Origin of the sequence: Aeromonas fluvialis (assembly GCF_000819885.1) — a bacterium.
GTDB lineage: Bacteria > Pseudomonadota > Gammaproteobacteria > Enterobacterales > Aeromonadaceae > Aeromonas > Aeromonas fluvialis.
The window spans coordinates 1-17060 of sequence record NZ_CDBO01000009.1 but is presented as its reverse complement, the minus strand read 5'-3'; the positions used below and the strand labels follow the sequence as shown (position 1 = coordinate 17060).

Annotated in this window: 31 protein-coding genes and 1 pseudogene; 31 read left to right on the top strand and 1 reads right to left on the bottom strand. The window is 54.0% G+C overall.

What is annotated here, in order from left to right; all coding sequences use genetic code 11:
* Positions 1-156 precede the first annotated feature (156 nt).
* The 3 genes and pseudogenes from BN1125_RS19635 to envZ all read left to right on the top strand — a co-directional run.
* The gene (locus BN1125_RS19635; protein ID WP_280136055.1) at positions 157-423 is read left to right on the top strand and encodes a response regulator transcription factor family protein; all 267 of its coding nucleotides are present in this window, start codon (positions 157-159) and stop codon (positions 421-423) included.
* A complete protein-coding gene (locus BN1125_RS19630; RefSeq protein WP_280136057.1) occupies positions 401-835 on the top strand; it encodes a winged helix-turn-helix domain-containing protein in 435 nt (144 codons plus the stop codon). The genes BN1125_RS19635 and BN1125_RS19630 overlap by 23 nt, the downstream gene beginning before the upstream one ends.
* Positions 781-1983: pseudogene (gene envZ, locus BN1125_RS01670) on the top strand (two-component system sensor histidine kinase EnvZ); the annotation flags it as partial. The gene BN1125_RS19630 and the pseudogene envZ, both read left to right, overlap by 55 nt.
* A 38-nt stretch (positions 1984-2021) precedes the next feature.
* On the opposite strand, the gene BN1125_RS01665 reads toward envZ, so the two are convergent.
* The gene (locus BN1125_RS01665) at positions 2022-2936 is read right to left on the bottom strand and encodes a DMT family transporter (protein ID WP_042010211.1); all 915 of its coding nucleotides are present in this window, start codon (positions 2934-2936) and stop codon (positions 2022-2024) included.
* Positions 2937-3292: 356 nt separating this feature from the next.
* Here BN1125_RS01665 and rpsJ point away from each other — a divergent pair, with 356 nt between their 5' ends.
* The 28 genes from rpsJ to rplQ all read left to right on the top strand — a co-directional run bounded on the left by rpsJ (position 3293) and on the right by rplQ (position 16916).
* The gene (gene rpsJ, locus BN1125_RS01660) at positions 3293-3604 is read left to right on the top strand and encodes a 30S ribosomal protein S10 (protein ID WP_005307944.1); all 312 of its coding nucleotides are present in this window, start codon (positions 3293-3295) and stop codon (positions 3602-3604) included.
* Positions 3605-3626: 22 nt separating this feature from the next.
* Positions 3627-4259, top strand: coding sequence for a 50S ribosomal protein L3 (gene rplC, locus BN1125_RS01655; RefSeq protein ID WP_005340620.1), 633 nt, complete (start codon positions 3627-3629; stop codon positions 4257-4259).
* Between the two features lie 17 nt (positions 4260-4276).
* Complete coding sequence (rplD, locus tag BN1125_RS01650) at positions 4277-4882, top strand: 50S ribosomal protein L4 (protein WP_025325386.1); 606 nt, start codon at positions 4277-4279, stop codon at positions 4880-4882.
* Entirely contained in the window at positions 4879-5181 is a 303-nt protein-coding gene (gene rplW, locus BN1125_RS01645) for a 50S ribosomal protein L23 (protein WP_005331199.1), read from the top strand. The genes rplD and rplW overlap by 4 nt, the downstream gene beginning before the upstream one ends.
* Positions 5182-5196: 15 nt before the next feature.
* Positions 5197-6018: a 50S ribosomal protein L2 gene (gene rplB / locus BN1125_RS01640; RefSeq protein WP_042010209.1), complete on the top strand. Its 822-nt coding sequence runs from the start codon at positions 5197-5199 to the stop codon at positions 6016-6018.
* Between the two features lie 22 nt (positions 6019-6040).
* The gene (gene rpsS, locus BN1125_RS01635) at positions 6041-6319 is read left to right on the top strand and encodes a 30S ribosomal protein S19 (protein WP_005307960.1); all 279 of its coding nucleotides are present in this window, start codon (positions 6041-6043) and stop codon (positions 6317-6319) included.
* Between the two features lie 10 nt (positions 6320-6329).
* Positions 6330-6674: a 50S ribosomal protein L22 gene (gene rplV, locus BN1125_RS01630; protein ID WP_005319741.1), complete on the top strand. Its 345-nt coding sequence runs from the start codon at positions 6330-6332 to the stop codon at positions 6672-6674.
* Positions 6675-6677: 3 nt separating this feature from the next.
* The gene (rpsC, locus tag BN1125_RS01625) at positions 6678-7391 is read left to right on the top strand and encodes a 30S ribosomal protein S3 (RefSeq protein WP_005307962.1); all 714 of its coding nucleotides are present in this window, start codon (positions 6678-6680) and stop codon (positions 7389-7391) included.
* A gap of 13 nt (positions 7392-7404) precedes the next feature.
* Positions 7405-7818: a 50S ribosomal protein L16 gene (rplP, locus tag BN1125_RS01620; protein WP_005340612.1), complete on the top strand. Its 414-nt coding sequence runs from the start codon at positions 7405-7407 to the stop codon at positions 7816-7818.
* Complete coding sequence (gene rpmC, locus BN1125_RS01615) at positions 7818-8009, top strand: 50S ribosomal protein L29 (RefSeq protein ID WP_005307965.1); 192 nt, start codon at positions 7818-7820, stop codon at positions 8007-8009. The genes rplP and rpmC overlap by 1 nt, the downstream gene beginning before the upstream one ends.
* Positions 8009-8257 (top strand): 30S ribosomal protein S17, encoded by a 249-nt coding sequence (gene rpsQ, locus BN1125_RS01610; protein ID WP_033138836.1) that lies wholly within the window; start codon positions 8009-8011, stop codon positions 8255-8257. The genes rpmC and rpsQ overlap by 1 nt, the downstream gene beginning before the upstream one ends.
* A 147-nt stretch (positions 8258-8404) precedes the next feature.
* Complete coding sequence (gene rplN / locus BN1125_RS01605) at positions 8405-8773, top strand: 50S ribosomal protein L14 (protein WP_005890908.1); 369 nt, start codon at positions 8405-8407, stop codon at positions 8771-8773.
* Between the two features lie 11 nt (positions 8774-8784).
* Complete coding sequence (rplX, locus tag BN1125_RS01600; protein ID WP_005307977.1) at positions 8785-9102, top strand: 50S ribosomal protein L24; 318 nt, start codon at positions 8785-8787, stop codon at positions 9100-9102.
* 13 nt (positions 9103-9115) lie between these two features.
* Positions 9116-9655 (top strand): 50S ribosomal protein L5, encoded by a 540-nt coding sequence (gene rplE, locus BN1125_RS01595; RefSeq protein ID WP_005319725.1) that lies wholly within the window; start codon positions 9116-9118, stop codon positions 9653-9655.
* A 10-nt stretch (positions 9656-9665) separates the two neighbouring features.
* Positions 9666-9971, top strand: coding sequence for a 30S ribosomal protein S14 (gene rpsN, locus BN1125_RS01590; protein ID WP_042010205.1), 306 nt, complete (start codon positions 9666-9668; stop codon positions 9969-9971).
* Positions 9972-9992: 21 nt separating this feature from the next.
* A complete protein-coding gene (gene rpsH, locus BN1125_RS01585; RefSeq protein WP_042010203.1) occupies positions 9993-10385 on the top strand; it encodes a 30S ribosomal protein S8 in 393 nt (130 codons plus the stop codon).
* Positions 10386-10398: 13 nt separating this feature from the next.
* Positions 10399-10932 (top strand): 50S ribosomal protein L6, encoded by a 534-nt coding sequence (gene rplF, locus BN1125_RS01580; RefSeq protein WP_042010200.1) that lies wholly within the window; start codon positions 10399-10401, stop codon positions 10930-10932.
* A 9-nt stretch (positions 10933-10941) separates the two neighbouring features.
* Complete coding sequence (gene rplR / locus BN1125_RS01575; protein WP_042010198.1) at positions 10942-11295, top strand: 50S ribosomal protein L18; 354 nt, start codon at positions 10942-10944, stop codon at positions 11293-11295.
* Positions 11296-11309: 14 nt separating this feature from the next.
* On the top strand, positions 11310-11810 hold the full coding sequence (gene rpsE / locus BN1125_RS01570) for a 30S ribosomal protein S5 (RefSeq protein ID WP_042010196.1): 501 nt from the start codon (positions 11310-11312) through the stop codon (positions 11808-11810).
* 6 nt (positions 11811-11816) lie between these two features.
* On the top strand, positions 11817-11996 hold the full coding sequence (rpmD, locus tag BN1125_RS01565) for a 50S ribosomal protein L30 (protein ID WP_005307985.1): 180 nt from the start codon (positions 11817-11819) through the stop codon (positions 11994-11996).
* A gap of 2 nt (positions 11997-11998) precedes the next feature.
* Entirely contained in the window at positions 11999-12436 is a 438-nt protein-coding gene (gene rplO, locus BN1125_RS01560; RefSeq protein ID WP_042010193.1) for a 50S ribosomal protein L15, read from the top strand.
* A gap of 8 nt (positions 12437-12444) precedes the next feature.
* The gene (gene secY / locus BN1125_RS01555; protein WP_005307989.1) at positions 12445-13773 is read left to right on the top strand and encodes a preprotein translocase subunit SecY; all 1329 of its coding nucleotides are present in this window, start codon (positions 12445-12447) and stop codon (positions 13771-13773) included.
* A gap of 27 nt (positions 13774-13800) precedes the next feature.
* The gene (gene rpmJ / locus BN1125_RS18265; protein WP_005319705.1) at positions 13801-13914 is read left to right on the top strand and encodes a 50S ribosomal protein L36; all 114 of its coding nucleotides are present in this window, start codon (positions 13801-13803) and stop codon (positions 13912-13914) included.
* A gap of 139 nt (positions 13915-14053) precedes the next feature.
* The gene (rpsM, locus tag BN1125_RS01550; RefSeq protein WP_005307991.1) at positions 14054-14410 is read left to right on the top strand and encodes a 30S ribosomal protein S13; all 357 of its coding nucleotides are present in this window, start codon (positions 14054-14056) and stop codon (positions 14408-14410) included.
* A 14-nt stretch (positions 14411-14424) separates the two neighbouring features.
* Entirely contained in the window at positions 14425-14814 is a 390-nt protein-coding gene (rpsK, locus tag BN1125_RS01545) for a 30S ribosomal protein S11 (protein WP_005319702.1), read from the top strand.
* Between the two features lie 39 nt (positions 14815-14853).
* The gene (gene rpsD / locus BN1125_RS01540) at positions 14854-15474 is read left to right on the top strand and encodes a 30S ribosomal protein S4 (RefSeq protein WP_005340600.1); all 621 of its coding nucleotides are present in this window, start codon (positions 14854-14856) and stop codon (positions 15472-15474) included.
* A gap of 25 nt (positions 15475-15499) precedes the next feature.
* The gene (locus BN1125_RS01535; protein ID WP_005307997.1) at positions 15500-16489 is read left to right on the top strand and encodes a DNA-directed RNA polymerase subunit alpha; all 990 of its coding nucleotides are present in this window, start codon (positions 15500-15502) and stop codon (positions 16487-16489) included.
* 43 nt (positions 16490-16532) lie between these two features.
* A complete protein-coding gene (gene rplQ / locus BN1125_RS01530; RefSeq protein ID WP_005307999.1) occupies positions 16533-16916 on the top strand; it encodes a 50S ribosomal protein L17 in 384 nt (127 codons plus the stop codon).
* Positions 16917-17060 lie beyond the last annotated feature (144 nt).

Sequence of the window (17060 nt, the reverse complement as noted above, 5' to 3'; positions counted from 1 at the left end):
GATTGTTTGGCTGGCGCCATCCTGGCGGCGCTGGTGAAGGGGGCTTGAGGCCCGTCACGCGCTCGGGATGGGTAATAACCGGTAACATATGTGTGCTTTGCTCCCGCCAGCTGCCCCCTAGTATGGGTGGCAGCGAAAGAACGAAGAGGCAATGCAATGAGTCAGCAGCAATACAGGGTCCTGGTGGTGGATGATGACCTGAAATTACGTTCCCTGTTGGAGCGCTATCTCACCGAGCAGGGATTCGTGGTGCGCGGCGTGGCCAATGGCGAACAGGCCGATCGCTTGCTGACTCGTGAAAATTTCAGTCTGATGGTGCATCGACCTGATGCTGCCGGGGTAGGATGGGCTCTCCATCTGCCGCCGTCTGCGCGAAGCGGGCAATCAGATCCCGGTGCTGATGCTCACCGCCAAAGGGGATGAGGTGGATCGTATCGTCGGGCTCGAGATGGGGGCGGACGACTATCTGCCCAAGCCGTTCAATCCCCGCGAACTGCTGGCACGGATCCGTGCCGTGCTGCGTCGCCATACCGTCGAGCTGCCGGGGGCCCCCTCTGTCGCGGAAAAGGTCGTCAACTTCGGGGCCTTCCAGCTCAATCTGGCGACCCGCGAGCTGAGCCGTGATGGCGAGCCGATGGCGCTCACCAGCGGTGAATTTGCGGTGCTCAAGGTGCTGGTCAGCCATCCCCGTGAGCCGCTCTCCCGCGACAAGCTGATGAATCTGGCCCGTGGCCGCGAGTACACCGCCACCGAGCGCAGCATTGACGTGCAGGTTTCCCGCTTGCTCCCACCGTCAAACAGATCAGTCACTTGCTGGCCAATCAGGTCAAGCTGATCTTTCCGGTCAATACCGATCAGCTGGCGCTGAGTGAAGATGCCGAGGCGCTGGTCTATGTGGCGACCGGCACCGACATCTATACCCAGAGCGAGGCGATCCATCATGGCTTCAACAATGCCAAGCCGTACCCCTATCTGGAAGAGAACATCAGTCGTGAACTGGGTGGCCCGGCCAAGATGCGGGTCGAGATCTAGGATCACTACATCATCTGGATCCAGCCGCCCCAGGCCAGCAAAATCTGGGTACGGATCCCGCTGACCGAGATTGAAGACGACGATATCGAACCCCTCATCATCTATCTGAGCATGTTGCTGGTGATCACCTTGTTTGCGGCCTGGCGCTTTGCCCGCCAGCTGGTGCGCCCGCTCGAGGATCTCGAGGCTGGTGCAGTTGCGGTGGCCAGAGGCCATTTCCCCGAGGCGCTGGGGGAGTTGGGATCGCGAGAGGTCAGGCGACTGACCCGCACCTTCAATCATATGTCGCACTCCATCAAGAGCCTGATCGAGGAGCGAAACCTGATGATTGCGGGGGTATCCCACGATCTGCGCACCCCGCTGACTCGTATCCGGCTGGCGACCGAGATGATGTCCTCCAGTGACGAGTATCTCAAGGAGAGCATCAACTCGGATATCGACGAGTCCAACGCCATCATCGATCAGTTTATCGACTATATCCGCCCGGATGAGGGGCTGGATTTATTGCCGATCGACCTGACCCAGCTGGTACACGATTCCTTACTGCTCTACTCGGAGCAGGGGTTGGAGGTCGATCTGGCGTTGCCGCAAGAGGCGGTGCGAGTCGCTTGCAATCCGGTCAGCATACGGCGGGTATTGAACAACCTCTCAAGCAACTCGTTGCGCTATGGGGCGGGTCGGTTGCACGCCGAGTTGAAGGATGACGGGCATTGGGTGCGTCTGCGCCTCTCTAATGATGGTCCCGGCATTCCGGAGGAGGATTACTCCCGAGTGCTCAAGCCATTCACCCAGGGGAATATTGCCCGCACCGTCGGCGGCAGTGGGCTGGCGATTGTGGCCAAGATCGTTGCCCAGCACCACGGTACCATCCGGCTGGGTAGCTCGGACCTCGGTGGTTTGCTGGTCGAGATGAGGCTGCCAAAACATCAGCCGCAGGAGTGGGTGGATTGAGATAAGGGCGTATCCGTGGATACGCCCCTCTGCTTTTGTCAGCCTTCCGTTTCGGCCTGGTTGCGATAGCGTTTGCCGTACTTGAGCTGCTGGATCAGCAGGGCTGCGACGATCAGGGCAAGGCCGATCGGCGTGGCTGGATGGATGGTTTCGCCGATCAGCAGGTTGAGCAGAAGCAGCGAGGCAAAGGGAGAAATAAAGATGAGGTTGCTGATGGGCGCCGTGTTGGTGGCATGGCGCATCGCCATCAGCCAGAGCACGAAGCCGAAGCCCATCTCGAACAGCCCCACATAGATGGCGCCAGCCCACCCTTGCCAGGCGGTCAGCCGGAAGTCAGCCAGTAGCCAGGTGGCAAGCACGATAAAGGGGAGGCTGATAATGAAGCCAAGCAGCAGGCTGACGATGGGGTCTCCCTGATTGCGGGTGTTGAGGATCCAGTAACTGGCCCAGATGAGGGTCGATACCAGCGCCAGGGTCACTCCGAGCGGGCTGTCGAACTGCAGACCGAATACATCCCCCCTGGTGGCAATTACCAGGGCGCCGAAATACCCCAGCACGATGGCCACCCCGTCGCGGCGGCGCAGCTTCTGGCCGAGAAAGGGGACGGCCAGCAGACTGAGGGTGATTGCCCAGGTGTAGTTGAGGGTCTGGGCCTGCTGGGCAGGCAGCAGATCATAGGCTTTGAACAGCAGCAGGTAATAGAGGAAGGGGTTCAGCACTCCCAGAGTCAGGTAGTAGAAAGGGTGGGCCTTGATGTGGCTCCCCAGCAGCGGCAGTTTGCCCTGTTTGGCGACGACGGCTGTCAGCGTGAGAGTCGAGGTGAAGGCGGCCACAAGCAACAGTTGCACAGGTTCGAAATAGGTGAGGGAGATCTTGAAGGCTGTAGCGACCGTCGACCAGAGGGCAACGGCGCAAAGGCCATACTGATAGGCCTTCTTTTGATCTTTGAGCATGGGGTGTCGTTCCACTGACAGAGGCAAGCGCACAGTCTACCAGTCTGCTTGTAACATTGTCGTTATCTGGGTGTTGGCAGCAGAGTGTATTGTCGCAGGCGAGATCCATCTGTCACATAAAGCTGCGCATAATCTGTTCGCTCTCCCTTGCGCAAATTTGAAAAATCCGTATAATCCCCTCCGCTTACCCATGAGGTAAGCCAGACGATATGTCTGCTGCTGAGTTTTCTGTTTACAGGGACCAGCCATACAGTCCTCCCGATATGGGAGGAAACGTGAAAAATCACACCTCTGGCGGGAGAAGTCTCGGTCGGGCGGTGTTGATTTATGTTCTTTTATCTATTGGAGCTCTGTCAATGCAGAACCAAAGAATCCGTATCCGCCTGAAGGCTTTTGATCATCGCCTGATCGATCAATCCACTGCGGAAATCGTTGAAACTGCAAAGCGCACTGGCGCGCAGGTTCGCGGTCCTATTCCGCTGCCGACTCGCAAAGAGCGCTTCACCGTCCTGATCTCCCCGCACGTCAACAAAGATGCGCGTGATCAGTACGAGATCCGCACTCACAAGCGTCTGGTAGACATCGTTGAGCCGACTGACAAGACCGTTGACGCCCTGATGCGTCTGGATCTGGCAGCTGGTGTAGACGTCCAGATCAGCCTGGGTTAATTACGGAAAGAGGTTGATAACAATGACAATCGGTCTTGTAGGTCGCAAAGTGGGTATGACTCGCATCTTCACTGAAGATGGCGTTTCTATCCCGGTGACTGTTATCGAAGTTGAAGCTAACCGTGTAACTCAGGTCAAATCTGTAGAAACCGACGGCTACAACGCTATTCAGGTTACCACTGGCGCCAAGAAAGCCAGCCGTGTAACCAAGCCGGAAGCTGGCCACTTCGCCAAAGCTGGTGTAGAAGCCGGTCGCGGTCTGTGGGAATTCCGCCTGAACAACGGTGAAACTTTCACTGTTGGTAGCGAGCTGAAAGTAGATCTTCTCGCTGACGTTAAGCTGGTAGACGTTACCGGCACATCCAAAGGTAAGGGCTTTGCTGGTACTGTTAAGCGCCACAACTTCCGCACCCAGGATATGACCCACGGTAACTCCTTGTCTCACCGCGTTCCGGGTTCTATCGGTCAGAACCAGACTCCGGGTCGTGTATTCAAGGGCAAAAAGATGGCTGGTCACATGGGTGCTGAGCGTGTAACGACTCAGAACCTGGAACTGGTTCGTGTTGACGCTGAACGCAACCTGCTGCTCATCAAAGGTGCAGTACCGGGTGCAACCAACGGCAACGTGATCGTCAAACCTGCCGTCAAAGCGTAACGTCTGAGGAGATAGTAATGGAATTGGTAATGAAAGACGCCAAGAGCGCTCTTGAAGTTTCCGAGACTACCTTCGGGCGCGAATTCAACGAAGCTCTGGTTCACCAGGTCGTCGTTGCATATGCCGCTGGTGCCCGTCAGGGTACTCGTGCGCAGCTGACTCGCTCTGAAGTGTCTGGTGGCGGCAAAAAGCCGTGGCGTCAGAAGGGTACTGGTCGTGCCCGTGCTGGCTCCATCCGTTCGCCCATCTGGCGTTCCGGTGGTGTGACTTTTGCTGCTAAGCCGCAAGATCACAGCCAGAAAGTAAACAAGAAGATGTACCGCGGCGCTATCCGTAGCATCCTGTCCGAACTGGTACGTCAAGAGCGCCTGATCGTTGTCGAGAAATTCGGCATCGAAGCGCCGAAGACCAAAGAACTGATCGCCAAGCTGAAAGAGATGGAACTGACTGACGTTCTGATCGTGACTGCTGAAGTCGATGAGAACCTGTTCCTGGCTGCTCGCAACCTGTACAAGGTCGACGTGCGTGATGTTGCCGGTATCGACCCGGTCAGCCTGATCGCCTTCGACAAGATTCTGATGACTGCTGACGCAGTTAAGCAAATCGAGGAGATGCTGGCATGATCCGCGAAGAACGTCTGTTAAAAGTTCTGAAGGCTCCGCACATCTCTGAAAAGAGCACCATGGTCGCAGAAAAGCAGAACACTATCGTGTTCAAAGTTGCTGTTGATGCCACCAAGGCGGAAGTCAAAGCTGCAGTTGCGAAACTGTTTGAGGTCGAAGTTGAGACCGTCCGTACCCTGAACATGAAGGGTAAGACCAAGCGCTCAGGTGCGCGTGTAGGCCGTCGTTCCGATTGGAAAAAGGCTTATGTGACCCTGAAAGCAGGTCAGGACATCGACTTCATGGGCGCAGCCGAGTAAGAGGAGTTCTCAAAAATGGCAATCGTTAAGTGCAAGCCTACTTCTCCGGGCCGCCGTCACGTCGTCAAGATCGTCAATCAAGAGCTGTACAAGGGCAAGCCCTTCGCCGCTCTGCTGGACAGCAAAAGCAAGTCCGGTGGTCGTAACAACAACGGCCGTATCACTACCCGTCATATCGGTGGTGGTCACAAGCAGCACTACCGTATCGTCGACTTCAAGCGCGACAAAGACGGTATCCCGGCTAAAGTAGAGCGCCTGGAATACGATCCTAACCGTACCGCTAACATCGCTCTGGTGTTGTATGCAGACGGTGAGCGTCGTTACATCCTGGCTCCGAAAGGCCTGAAAGCTGGTGATGCAATCGCTTCTGGTGCTGATGCAGCCATCAAGGTAGGTAACGCCCTGCCGATGCGCAACATCCCGGTTGGTTCTACCGTTCACGCTGTAGAGATGAAGCCTGGTAAAGGTGCCCAGCTGGCTCGTTCCGCTGGTACTTTCATCCAGATCCTGGCTCGTGACGGTAACTATGTAACTCTGCGTCTGCGTTCCGGCGAAGTACGTAAAGTTCTGGCCGAGTGCCGCGCTACCATCGGTGAAGTCGGTAACTCCGAGCACATGTTGCGTCAACTGGGTAAAGCCGGTGCAAACCGCTGGCGTGGTATTCGTCCGACCGTTCGCGGTATGGCGATGAACCCGGTCGACCACCCGCACGGTGGTGGTGAGGGTCGTAACAAAGGCATGCAGCCTGTGTCCCCATGGGGCCAGAAGGCTAAAGGCTTCAAGACCCGTAAGAACAAGCGTACCGACAAGTACATCGTACGTCGTCGTAACAAGTAATTGTTAACATAGAGGAATCACCATGCCACGTTCTCTCAAGAAGGGTCCATTTATTGACCTGCACTTGCTGAAGAAGGTAGAGAAAGCGGTGGAAAGCGGGGATAAAAAGCCGGTTAAGACCTGGTCCCGTCGTTCAATGATCATCCCGAACATGATCGGTTTGACCATCGCTGTCCATAATGGTCGTCAGCACGTTCCGGTTTTCGTTACCGAAGAAATGATCGGTCACAAACTGGGTGAATTCGCACCGACTCGTACTTATCGCGGCCATGCTGCTGATAAGAAGGCTAAGAAGCGCTAAGGGATAAATGATGGAAGCTATCGCTAAACACCGTTATGCCCGTACTTCTGCCCAGAAAGCTCGTCTGGTAGCCGATCAAGTACGTGGTCTGTCCGTAGACAAGGCTCTGAATATCCTGACCTTCAGCCCGAAAAAGGCTGCTGTGCTGGTTAAGAAAGTGCTGGAATCTGCCATTGCAAACGCTGAGCACAACGAAGGCGCCGATATCGACGCGCTGCGTGTTGCTACTATCATGGTCGACGAAGGTCCCTCCATGAAGCGCATCCGTCCGCGTGCCAAAGGTCGTGCGGATCGTATCCTCAAGCGTACCGCTCACATCACTGTAGTGGTATCCGACGCTAAGGCTGGGAGATAAGCAATGGGTCAGAAAGTACATCCTAATGGCATTCGCCTGGGTATTACCAAGCCTTGGAATTCTACCTGGTTCGCGAACACCAAAGACTTCGCTGACAACCTGTACAGCGATTTTCAAGTACGCCAGTTCCTGACCAAGGAACTGAAAAACGCGTCCTTGTCCAAGATCACCATCGAGCGTCCGGCCAAGAGCATCCGTGTGACCATTCACACCGCTCGTCCGGGTGTTGTGATCGGTAAGAAAGGCGAAGACGTTGAGAAGCTGCGCAAAGCTGTAGCCACTATTGCTGGCGTGCCTGCTCAGATCAACATTTCCGAAGTCCGCAAGCCGGAGCTGGATGGCAAACTCGTTGCCGACAGCATCACTTCCCAGCTGGAGCGTCGTGTAATGTTCCGTCGTGCTATGAAGCGCGCCGTACAGAACGCAATGCGCCTGGGTGCCAAGGGCATCAAAGTGGAAGTTTCCGGTCGTCTGGGCGGCGCTGAAATCGCGCGTACCGAATGGTACCGTGAAGGTCGTGTGCCGTTGCACACCCTGCGTGCCGACATCGACTACGCAACTTCTGAAGCCCACACCACTTACGGTGTGATCGGCGTTAAAGTTTGGATCTTCAAGGGCGAAGTTCTGGGCGGTCTGGCTGCTGTTAACGCTGCCGCTGCTCAAGAGCAAGCTCCTGCAAAGCCCAAGCGTGACAACAAGCGCCGCGCTGCTAAGTAAGGAGATTCGGTAAATGTTGCAACCTAAGCGTACTAAATTCCGCAAGACCCATAAGGGTCGTAACCGCGGTCTGGCCACCTCTGGTAACGAAGTATCCTTCGGTACCTTTGGCCTGAAGGCGACATCCCGTGGTCAACTGACTGCTCGTCAAATCGAAGCAGCCCGTCGTGCCATGACCCGTCACGTTAAGCGTCAAGGTAAGATCTGGATCCGTGTGTTCCCGGACAAGCCCATCACCGAAAAGCCCCTCGAAGTTCGTATGGGTAAAGGTAAGGGTAACGTGGAATACTGGGTTTGCCCGATCCAGCCTGGCAAGGTTCTGTACGAGATGGACGGTGTACCTGAGGCTCTGGCGCGTGAAGCGTTTGCCCTGGCCGCAGCTAAGCTGTCTGTTCAGACCACTTTCGTAATTAAGACGGTGATGTGATGAAAGCCCAAGATCTGCGTCAAAAGAGCGTCGAAGAACTGAACCAGGAGCTGCTGGGCCTGCTGCGTGAGCAATTCAACATGCGCATGCAAGCGTCCACTGGCCAACTGGCTCAGACTCACACTCTGAAACAAGTGCGTCGTGACGTCGCACGTATCAAGACTGTACTGACTGAGAAGGCAGGTGCGTAATGACTGACAAGATCCGTACTCTGCAAGGTCGTGTAATCAGCGACAAGATGGACAAGTCCATCACTGTTGCTATCGAGCGCAAGGTAAAGCACCCGATCTACGGTAAGATCATCAAGCGCACTACCAAGCTGCACGTGCATGACGAGACCAACGAGTGTAAAGCAGGCGATCTCGTGGAAATCCGCGAATGCCGCCCGCTGTCCAAGACCAAGTCCTGGACCCTGGTTGCGATCTTAGAAAAGGCCTAATCGGTACTTTTTAGTCCAAACGGCCCCTTTCAGGGGCCGTTTGTTTTTTAGGCTACCTTTTCTAAAAATCCTGTGTTATAGTTTCGCGCCTTTTGAAGGCAGCCAGATCCCACTAGGGATAAGAAGTAAACAAAGCGGAGCACTAAAATGATCCAGATGCAAAGTATGCTGGGCGTAGCCGACAACTCCGGCGCTCGCAGTGTAATGTGTATTAAGGTTCTGGGTGGCTCGCACCGCCGTTACGCCGGCATCGGCGACATCATCAAGGTTTCCATCAAGGAAGCCATTCCTCGCGGTAAAGTGAAGAAAGGTGATGTGTATAACGCGGTGGTCGTACGCACCCGTAAAGGCGTTCGTCGTCCGGACGGCTCAGTCATCCGTTTCGACAACAATGCGGCTGTTTTGCTTAACGGCAACCAACAGCCAATCGGTACTCGTATTTTTGGCCCGGTGACCCGTGAACTGCGTAATGAGAAGTTCATGAAGATTGTGTCCCTGGCACCCGAAGTACTGTAAGGAGTCGAACGATGGCAGCTAAAATCCGTCGCGAAGACGAAGTGATCGTACTTACCGGCAAAGACAAGGGCAAGCGTGGCAAAGTCACTCAAGTTCTGATTGCAAAAGGTAAGGTAATCGTTGAAGGCATCAACCAGGTGAAGAAGCACCAGAAGCCGGTACCCGCACTGGGTCAGGCTGGCGGTATCGTCACCAAAGAAGCCCCGATCGATGTATCAAACGTAGCGCTGTTCAACTCTGCCACTGGCAAAGCTGACCGCGTTGGTTTCCGGATTGAAGACGGCAAAAAAGTTCGTTTCTTCAAATCCACCGGCGAACTTGTGAAGTAATTGGAGTTTAACGATGGCGAAACTGCATGATTACTACAAATCAGATGTAGTAAATGAACTGGCCAAACAGTTCGGTTACAAGACTATCATGCAAGTCCCTCGGATCGAGAAAATCACCCTGAACATGGGTGTTGGTGAAGCGATCTCTGACAAGAAGTTGCTGGAAAATGCTGCTGCCGATATGGCCGCCATTTCCGGTCAGAAGCCGCTGATCACCAAAGCTCGCAAATCTGTTGCGGGCTTCAAGATTCGTGAAGGCTACCCGATAGGTTGTAAAGTAACCCTGCGTGGCGAGCGTATGTGGGAGTTCCTGGAACGGCTGATTTGCATCTCCGTACCGCGTATCCGTGACTTCCGTGGCCTGAACGCAAAAGCGTTTGATGGTCGTGGTAACTACTCCATGGGCGTGCGTGAGCAAATCATCTTCCCGGAAATCGACTATGACAAAGTCGATCGCGTCCGTGGTCTGGATATCACCATCACCACTTCCGCGAATACCGATGAAGAAGGCCGTGCTCTGCTGGCTGCCTTTAACTTCCCATTCCGCAAGTAAGGTTAGGGTTATGGCTAAAACATCCATGAAAGCGCGCGAAGCAAAGCGTGCGAAGCTGGTAGCCAAGTACGCCACCAAGCGTACCGAGCTGAAAGCTATCATTGTTGATATGAACGCTTCTGAAGAAGCGCGTTGGGATGCTGTACTGCAACTGCAACAGCTGCCCCGTGATTCCAGTCCGTCCCGCCAGCGTAACCGTTGCAATATTACTGGTCGTCCGCACGGTTTCCTGCGCAAGTTTGGCTTGTCTCGCATCAAGGTGCGTGAGCATGCCATGAAGGGCGAAATTCCGGGCCTGAAGAAGGCTTCTTGGTAACGAATCTCGGGAGTTAGACTTATGAGCATGCAAGATCCGATCGCGGATATGCTGACCCGCATCCGTAACGGTCAGGCGGCGAGCAAAGTTGCGGTTTCCATGCCTTCTTCCAAGCTGAAAGTGGCTATCGCCAACGTGCTGAAAGAAGAAGGTTACATCACTGGCTACTCCGTAGCAGGTGATGTGAAGCCGGAACTGGAAATTGAACTGAAATATTTCCAGGGCAAGCCAGTTGTAGAACTGATCCAACGCGTGAGCCGTCCCGGCCTGCGTATTTACAAGCGCACTACTGATCTGCCGAAAGTTATGGGCGGTCTCGGTGTTGCTATCGTGTCCACGTCTAAAGGTGTGATGACTGACCGTGCTGCTCGCAAAGCAAGCATGGGCGGTGAGATCATCTGCTACGTCGCTTAATAGGAGGTAGGATATGTCTCGCGTTGCTAAGGCACCCGTCACTATTCCTGCTGGCGTAGAGGTGACTCTGAACGGCCAGGAACTGACCATCAAAGGTGGTAAAGGTTCTCTGGTTCGCTCTATTCACGCCGGTGTAGAAGTGACCAAAGAAGACAATGTACTGAAGTTCGCCCCGCGCGACGGCATCTCTGGTGCTGACGCTCAGGCCGGTACTGCCCGTGCATTGGTCAACAACATGGTAATCGGTGTTACCCAAGGCTTCGAGCGTAAGCTGCAGCTGGTTGGTGTTGGCTACAAAGCCTCCATCAAGGGCAATGCTGTTGCGCTGGCGCTGGGCTTCTCTCACCCGGTAGAGCATGCGCTGCCGGCTGGTGTGACCGCTGAATGCCCGACTGCCACTGAAATCGTTCTGCGTGGTGTCGACAAGCAGATGGTTGGCCAAGTCGCCGCCGATATCCGTGCTTACCGCGCTCCGGAGCCCTACAAGGGCAAGGGTGTACGCTATGCCAATGAGCAAGTGCGTACTAAAGAAGCTAAGAAGAAGTAAGGTAACACTATGGACAAGAAAGCAGCTCGTCTCCGTCGTGCTACTCGTGCTCGGAAGAAGATGCAGGAACTGGGAGCTACCCGTCTGGTTGTTCACCGTACCCCGCGTCATATCTACGCGCAGGTAATCGCAGCCAACGGTTCCGAAGTTCTGGCCTCTGCTTCCACAGTAGAGAAAGCCATCAGTGAAGCGCTCAAATCCACCGGTAACGCAGATGCTGCTACCGCTGTGGGTAAGGCTATCGCTGAGCGAGCTATTGCCAAAGGCGTTCAGAACGTATCTTTCGATCGTTCCGGTTTCAAGTATCATGGTCGCATTGCCGCTCTGGCAACTGCTGCACGTGACGCTGGTCTTCAGTTCTAAGCTAGGAGTCGAAGATGGCTAAAGTCGAATCTCAAGCCGGCGAACTGCAAGAAAAGCTGATTGCAGTCAACCGTGTTTCGAAAACTGTTAAAGGTGGTCGTATCATGTCCTTCACCGCGTTGACCGTGGTGGGTGATGGTAACGGCCGTGTAGGTTACGGTTACGGTAAGGCCCGTGAAGTTCCAGCTGCTATTCAAAAAGCAATGGAACAGGCTAAGCGTAATCTGAGCAAAGTTGAGCTGAACAATGGCACTCTGCACCATCCGGTGCGTGGTGTTCACTCTGGCTCCACCGTGTTCATGAAGCCTGCCTCACAAGGTACTGGTATCATTGCAGGCGGCGCTATGCGTGCTGTTCTGGAAGTTGCTGGTATCCACAACGTGCTGGCTAAGACCTACGGTTCCACCAACCCAATCAACGTTGTTCGCGCAACTGTAGATGCTCTGGTGCAGGGTCAATCCCCAGCTCAGATCGCTGCAAAGCGTGGTCTGCGCGTTGAAGAAATTCTGGGGTAATGCGACATGGCTAACACTGTAAAAGTAACTCAAACTCGCAGCTCTATCGGCCGTCTGCCAAAGCACAAGGCGACTCTGCGTGGTCTGGGTCTGCGTCGCATTGGTCACACCGTTGAGCTGGAAGATACTCCTTGCGTTCGCGGTATGATCAACCAGGTTTATTACATGGTTAAGGTGGAGGGCTAAGCATGCGTCTGAACACTCTGTCTCCGGCCGCTGGTTCCAAGCCTGAAAAACAACGTCGTGGTCGTGGTATCGGCTCCGGCCTGGGCAAGACTGGTGGTCGTGGTGTTAAAGGCCAAACCTCTCGTTCCGGTGGCGGTAAAGTCCGCGCTGGTTTCGAAGGTGGCCAGATGCCTTTGAAAATCCGTCTGCCGAAGTTCGGTTTCTTCTCTCGCAAATCTTTGGTTTCTGCCGAAGTGCGTCTGAACGAAATCGCCATGGTGGAAGGTGATGTGGTCGATCTGAGCACTCTGAAGCAAGCCGGTGTTGTTACCAAGAACATCGTATTCGCTAAAGTTGTTCTGTCTGGCAACATTGACCGTGCTGTGACCGTTCGTGGTCTGTCCGTCACCAAAGGTGCACGTGCAGCCATCGAGGCCGCTGGCGGTAAAATCGAGGAATAATCAGTACAATGGCTAAGAAACCAGGATTGGATGTTAAAGCACAGGGTGGTCTGAGTGAACTGAAGAGCCGTTTGCTCTTCGTTCTCGGGGCGATTATCGTTTTCCGTGCAGGCTCTTATGTGCCGATTCCTGGTATTGACGCCGCCGTACTGGCCGAGTTGTTCCAGCAACAGAAGGGCACCATCATTGAGATGTTCAACATGTTCAGTGGTGGTGCACTCTCGCGTGCTTCTATTCTTGCGTTGGGGATCATGCCGTACATTTCGGCGTCGATCATTATCCAGCTGCTGACAGTGGTTCACCCTGCTCTTGCTGAACTCAAGAAAGAAGGTGAATCCGGCCGTCGCAAGATTAGCCAATATACCCGTTGGGGCACGCTGGTTTTGGGAACTTTCCAGGCCATTGGTATTGCAACCGGTCTGCCGAATATGATGCAGGGACTCGTGACTCATCCGGGTTTGGGCTTCTATTTCACAGCGGTTGTGAGTCTGGTCACCGGTACCATGTTTTTGATGTGGTTGGGTGAGCAGATTACCGAGCGTGGGATTGGTAATGGTATCTCGTTGATTATTTTCACGGGTATCGTTGCTGGTCTGCCGCATGCCATTGGCGCTACGGCCGAACAGGCACGTCAAGGGGAATTGCATATCCTGCTGTTGTTGTTGCTGGGCTTGATTGTTTTCGCAGTGACTTACTTTGTGGTGTTCGTGGAGCGTGGTCAGCGTCGTATCGTCGTTAACTATGCCAAGCGTCAACAAGGCCGCCAGGTATTCGCCGCGCAAAGCACACACCTGCCGTTGAAAGTGAATATGGCCGGTGTGATTCCTGCGATTTTCGCATCCAGTATCATCCTCTTCCCAGGGACCATTACCTCCTGGTTTGGTCAGGGTGAGGGTAAGGTAGCTGACATCTTGCAACAGGTCTCTATGGTCCTGCAGCCGGGTCAACCGCTTTACGAGATGCTGTATGCAGCAGCCATTATCTTCTTCTGCTTCTTCTATACCGCGCTGGTGTTCAACCCCCGCGAGACAGCAGATAATCTGAAGAAGAGTGGAGCCTTTATCCCGGGGATTCGCCCGGGCGAGCAGACAGCACGTTACATCGATAAGGTTATGACTCGCCTGACATTGGCAGGTGCGCTCTATATAACCTTTATCTGTCTGGTACCCCAGTTCTTGATGACTGCCTGGAACGTACAGTTCTACTTCGGTGGCACTTCGCTGCTGATTATCGTGGTGGTTATCATGGACTTCATGGCTCAGGTACAAACCCATATGATGTCTCATCAATATGGCGACGTCCTGAGGAAGGCCAACCTGAAGGGCTACGGCCGCTAAAGGTCGGCGTAGTTACGGAGTTAAGCAATGAAAGTTCGTGCTTCCGTTAAGGCGATCTGCCGTAACTGCAAAATCATCAAGCGTCACGGTGTGGTGCGTGTGATTTGCAGCGAGCCAAAGCATAAACAGCGCCAAGGCTAATTTTTTACGGTTAGTACTTGCAACAAATAGTTGTGCTGGCTAATATAGCCAGCCAACTTTTGTTGTGTATTGGTTGACCGCCACGTATCCGCTCACGGGCTTTGTGGTGGTCGTAATCTACTATATGTAGGAGTGAATAGTGGCCCGTATCGCTGGCATTAACATTCCTGACCATAAGCATGCAGTCATTGCTTTGACTGCGATTTATGGCGTCGGTCGTACCCGCTCCAAGGCCATCTGTGCCGCAGCCGGTATCGCTGAGAATGTGAAAATTAAAGACCTGGACGAAGCTCAGATCGAGAGTCTGCGTGAACAAGTAGGTAAATTCACCGTTGAAGGTGACCTGCGTCGTCAGATTTCCATGAACATCAAGCGATTGATGGATCTGGGTTGCTACCGTGGTTTGCGTCACCGTCGTAGCCTGCCTGTTCGTGGTCAACGTACCAAGACCAACGCTCGTACCCGTAAGGGTCCGCGCAAGGCTATCAAGAAGTAACGGGAAGGTAGAAAATGGCTAAAACTCCGACTCGTGCTCGCAAGCGCGTTAAAAAGCAAGTGAGCGACGGTATTGCACACGTTCATGCATCTTTCAACAACACAATCGTGACCATTACTGACCGTCAGGGCAATGCTCTGTCATGGGCCACCTCCGGTGGTTCAGGTTTCCGTGGTTCCCGTAAGTCCACTCCGTTTGCTGCCCAAGTAGCTGCTGAGCGTGCTGGTGAGATCGCCAAAGAATACGGCGTGAAGAACCTGGAAGTCATGGTCAAAGGTCCGGGTCCCGGTCGTGAGTCTTCCATCCGCGCTCTGAACGCGGCTGGTTTCCGCATCACTAATATTACTGATGTGACTCCGATCCCGCACAACGGTTGTCGTCCTCCCAAGAAGCGCCGCGTATAACGCTGTAGCTACTTGGTCTAGGATTGTTGGAGAAAGAAGATGGCAAGATATATCGGTCCTAAGCTTAAGCTTAGCCGTCGTGAGGGCACCGACCTCTTCCTGAAGTCTGGTGTTCGTGCGATTGATTCTAAGTGCAAGATTGACACTGCCCCTGGTCAGCACGGTGCGCGTAAAGCGCGTCTGTCCGACTACGGTGTTCAGCTGCGCGAGAAACAAAAAGTTCGTCGTATCTACGGCGTATTGGAAAAACAGTTCCGCAACTACTACCGTGACGCTGCCCGTCAAAAGGGTAACACCGGTGAAAACCTGTTGCAGCTGCTGGAAGGTCGTTTGGACAACGTTGTCTACCGTATGGGCTTCGGCGCTACCCGTGCTGAATCTCGTCAGCTGGTGAGCCACAAAGCCATCATGGTAAACGGTCGCGTTGTGAACATTCCTTCTTTCCAGGTTTCCCCTGAGGACGTGATCTGCGTTCGTGAGAAGGCTAAGAAGCAAGCGCGTATCAAAGCTTCCCTGGAAGTTGCTGGTCAGCGCGAGAAGCCGACTTGGGTAGAGGTTGACGCCGCTAAAATGGAAGGTGCTTTCAAGCGCCTGCCAGAGCGTTCCGACCTGTCTGCCGACATTAACGAACAGCTGATCGTCGAGCTTTACTCCAAGTAAAGCTAGCTTCTAAAGAGAGGACACAATGCTGGGTTCTGTAACAGATTTTCTTAAACCGCGGCTAGTTGACATCGAGCAAGTTAGCCCGACTCATGCGAAAGTGACTCTTGAGCCACTCGAGCGTGGATTTGGTCACACGCTGGGCAACGCCCTGCGTCGTATTTTGCTGTCATCTATGCCCGGTTGTGCAGTTACTGAAGTCGAAATTGACGGGGTACTGCATGAGTACAGCAGCAAAGAAGGTGTACAGGAAGACATTCTTGAAATCCTGCTCAACCTGAAAGGTATCGCTGTGAAGCTGGAAGGCAAGGACGAGGTAACTCTGTCCCTGACCAAGTCTGGAACAGGCCCCGTTACCGCTGGTGATATCACTCACGGTGATGAAGTCGAGATCGTAAACCCGGAGCACGTAATCTGCCACCTGACTGGTGCCAATGCTGAGATCAGTATGCGCCTGAAAGTTCAGCGTGGTCGTGGTTATGTGCCTGCTTCTGCTCGTGTTCACAACGATGATGAAGAGCGACCGATTGGTCGCCTGCTGCTGGACTCCGCGTTCAGCCCCATCGTTCGTATTGCCTACAATGTTGAGGCAGCACGTGTGGAACAGCGTACCGACTTGGACAAGCTGGTCATCGACATGGAGACCAATGGTACTCTGGATCCTGAAGAAGCCATCCGTCGTTCTGCCACTATTCTGGCCGAGCAACTGGAAGCCTTTGTGGATCTGCGCGATGTCAGCGTGCCCGAGAAGAAAGAAGAGAAACCCGAGTTTGATCCGATTCTGCTACGTCCTGTCGATGATTTGGAGCTGACAGTTCGTTCTGCGAACTGTCTGAAGGCAGAAGCTATCCACTATATTGGTGATCTGGTACAGCGTACCGAAGTTGAGTTGCTTAAGACTCCTAACCTCGGTAAGAAGTCCCTGACTGAGATCAAGGACGTGTTGGCCTCCCGTGGTCTGTCTCTTGGCATGCGCCTTGAGAATTGGCCGCCCGCCAGCATCGCTGACGAGTAATCCAGATTACGGGTTTCACAGATTTAGTTAGAAGGATAAGGTCATGCGCCATCGTTTGAGTGGTCGTCAACTGAACCGGAACAGCAGCCATCGTCAGGCTATGTTCCGCAACATGGCCAGCTCCCTGGTTCGTCATGAGATCATCAAGACGACTCTGCCTAAGGCAAAAGAGCTGCGTCGTGTCGTTGAACCGCTGATCACCCTTGCCAAGACTGATAGCGTTGCTAATCGTCGCCTGGCATTTGCCCGTACTCGCGATAACGCGATCGTGGCTAAGCTGTTCAATGAACTGGGCCCGCGCTACCTGGAGCGCGCCGGCGGTTATACTCGCATTCTGAAATGCGGTTTCCGTGCAGGTGACAACGCCCCTATGGCTTATATTGAGCTGGTAGACCGCCCGGCCGCTGCTGAAGCAGCTGCTGAGTGATAAAGAAAAAGCCGGGCTTGTCCCGGCTTTTCTTTTAATGAATTCTGATACTGCCTCAACTGCCTCAACTGCCTCAACTGCCTTGTTTTGTAAGTGCATGATGATTTTTTAATTGCCTCGTAAGCGGTAAGCGCCCCTAGATCA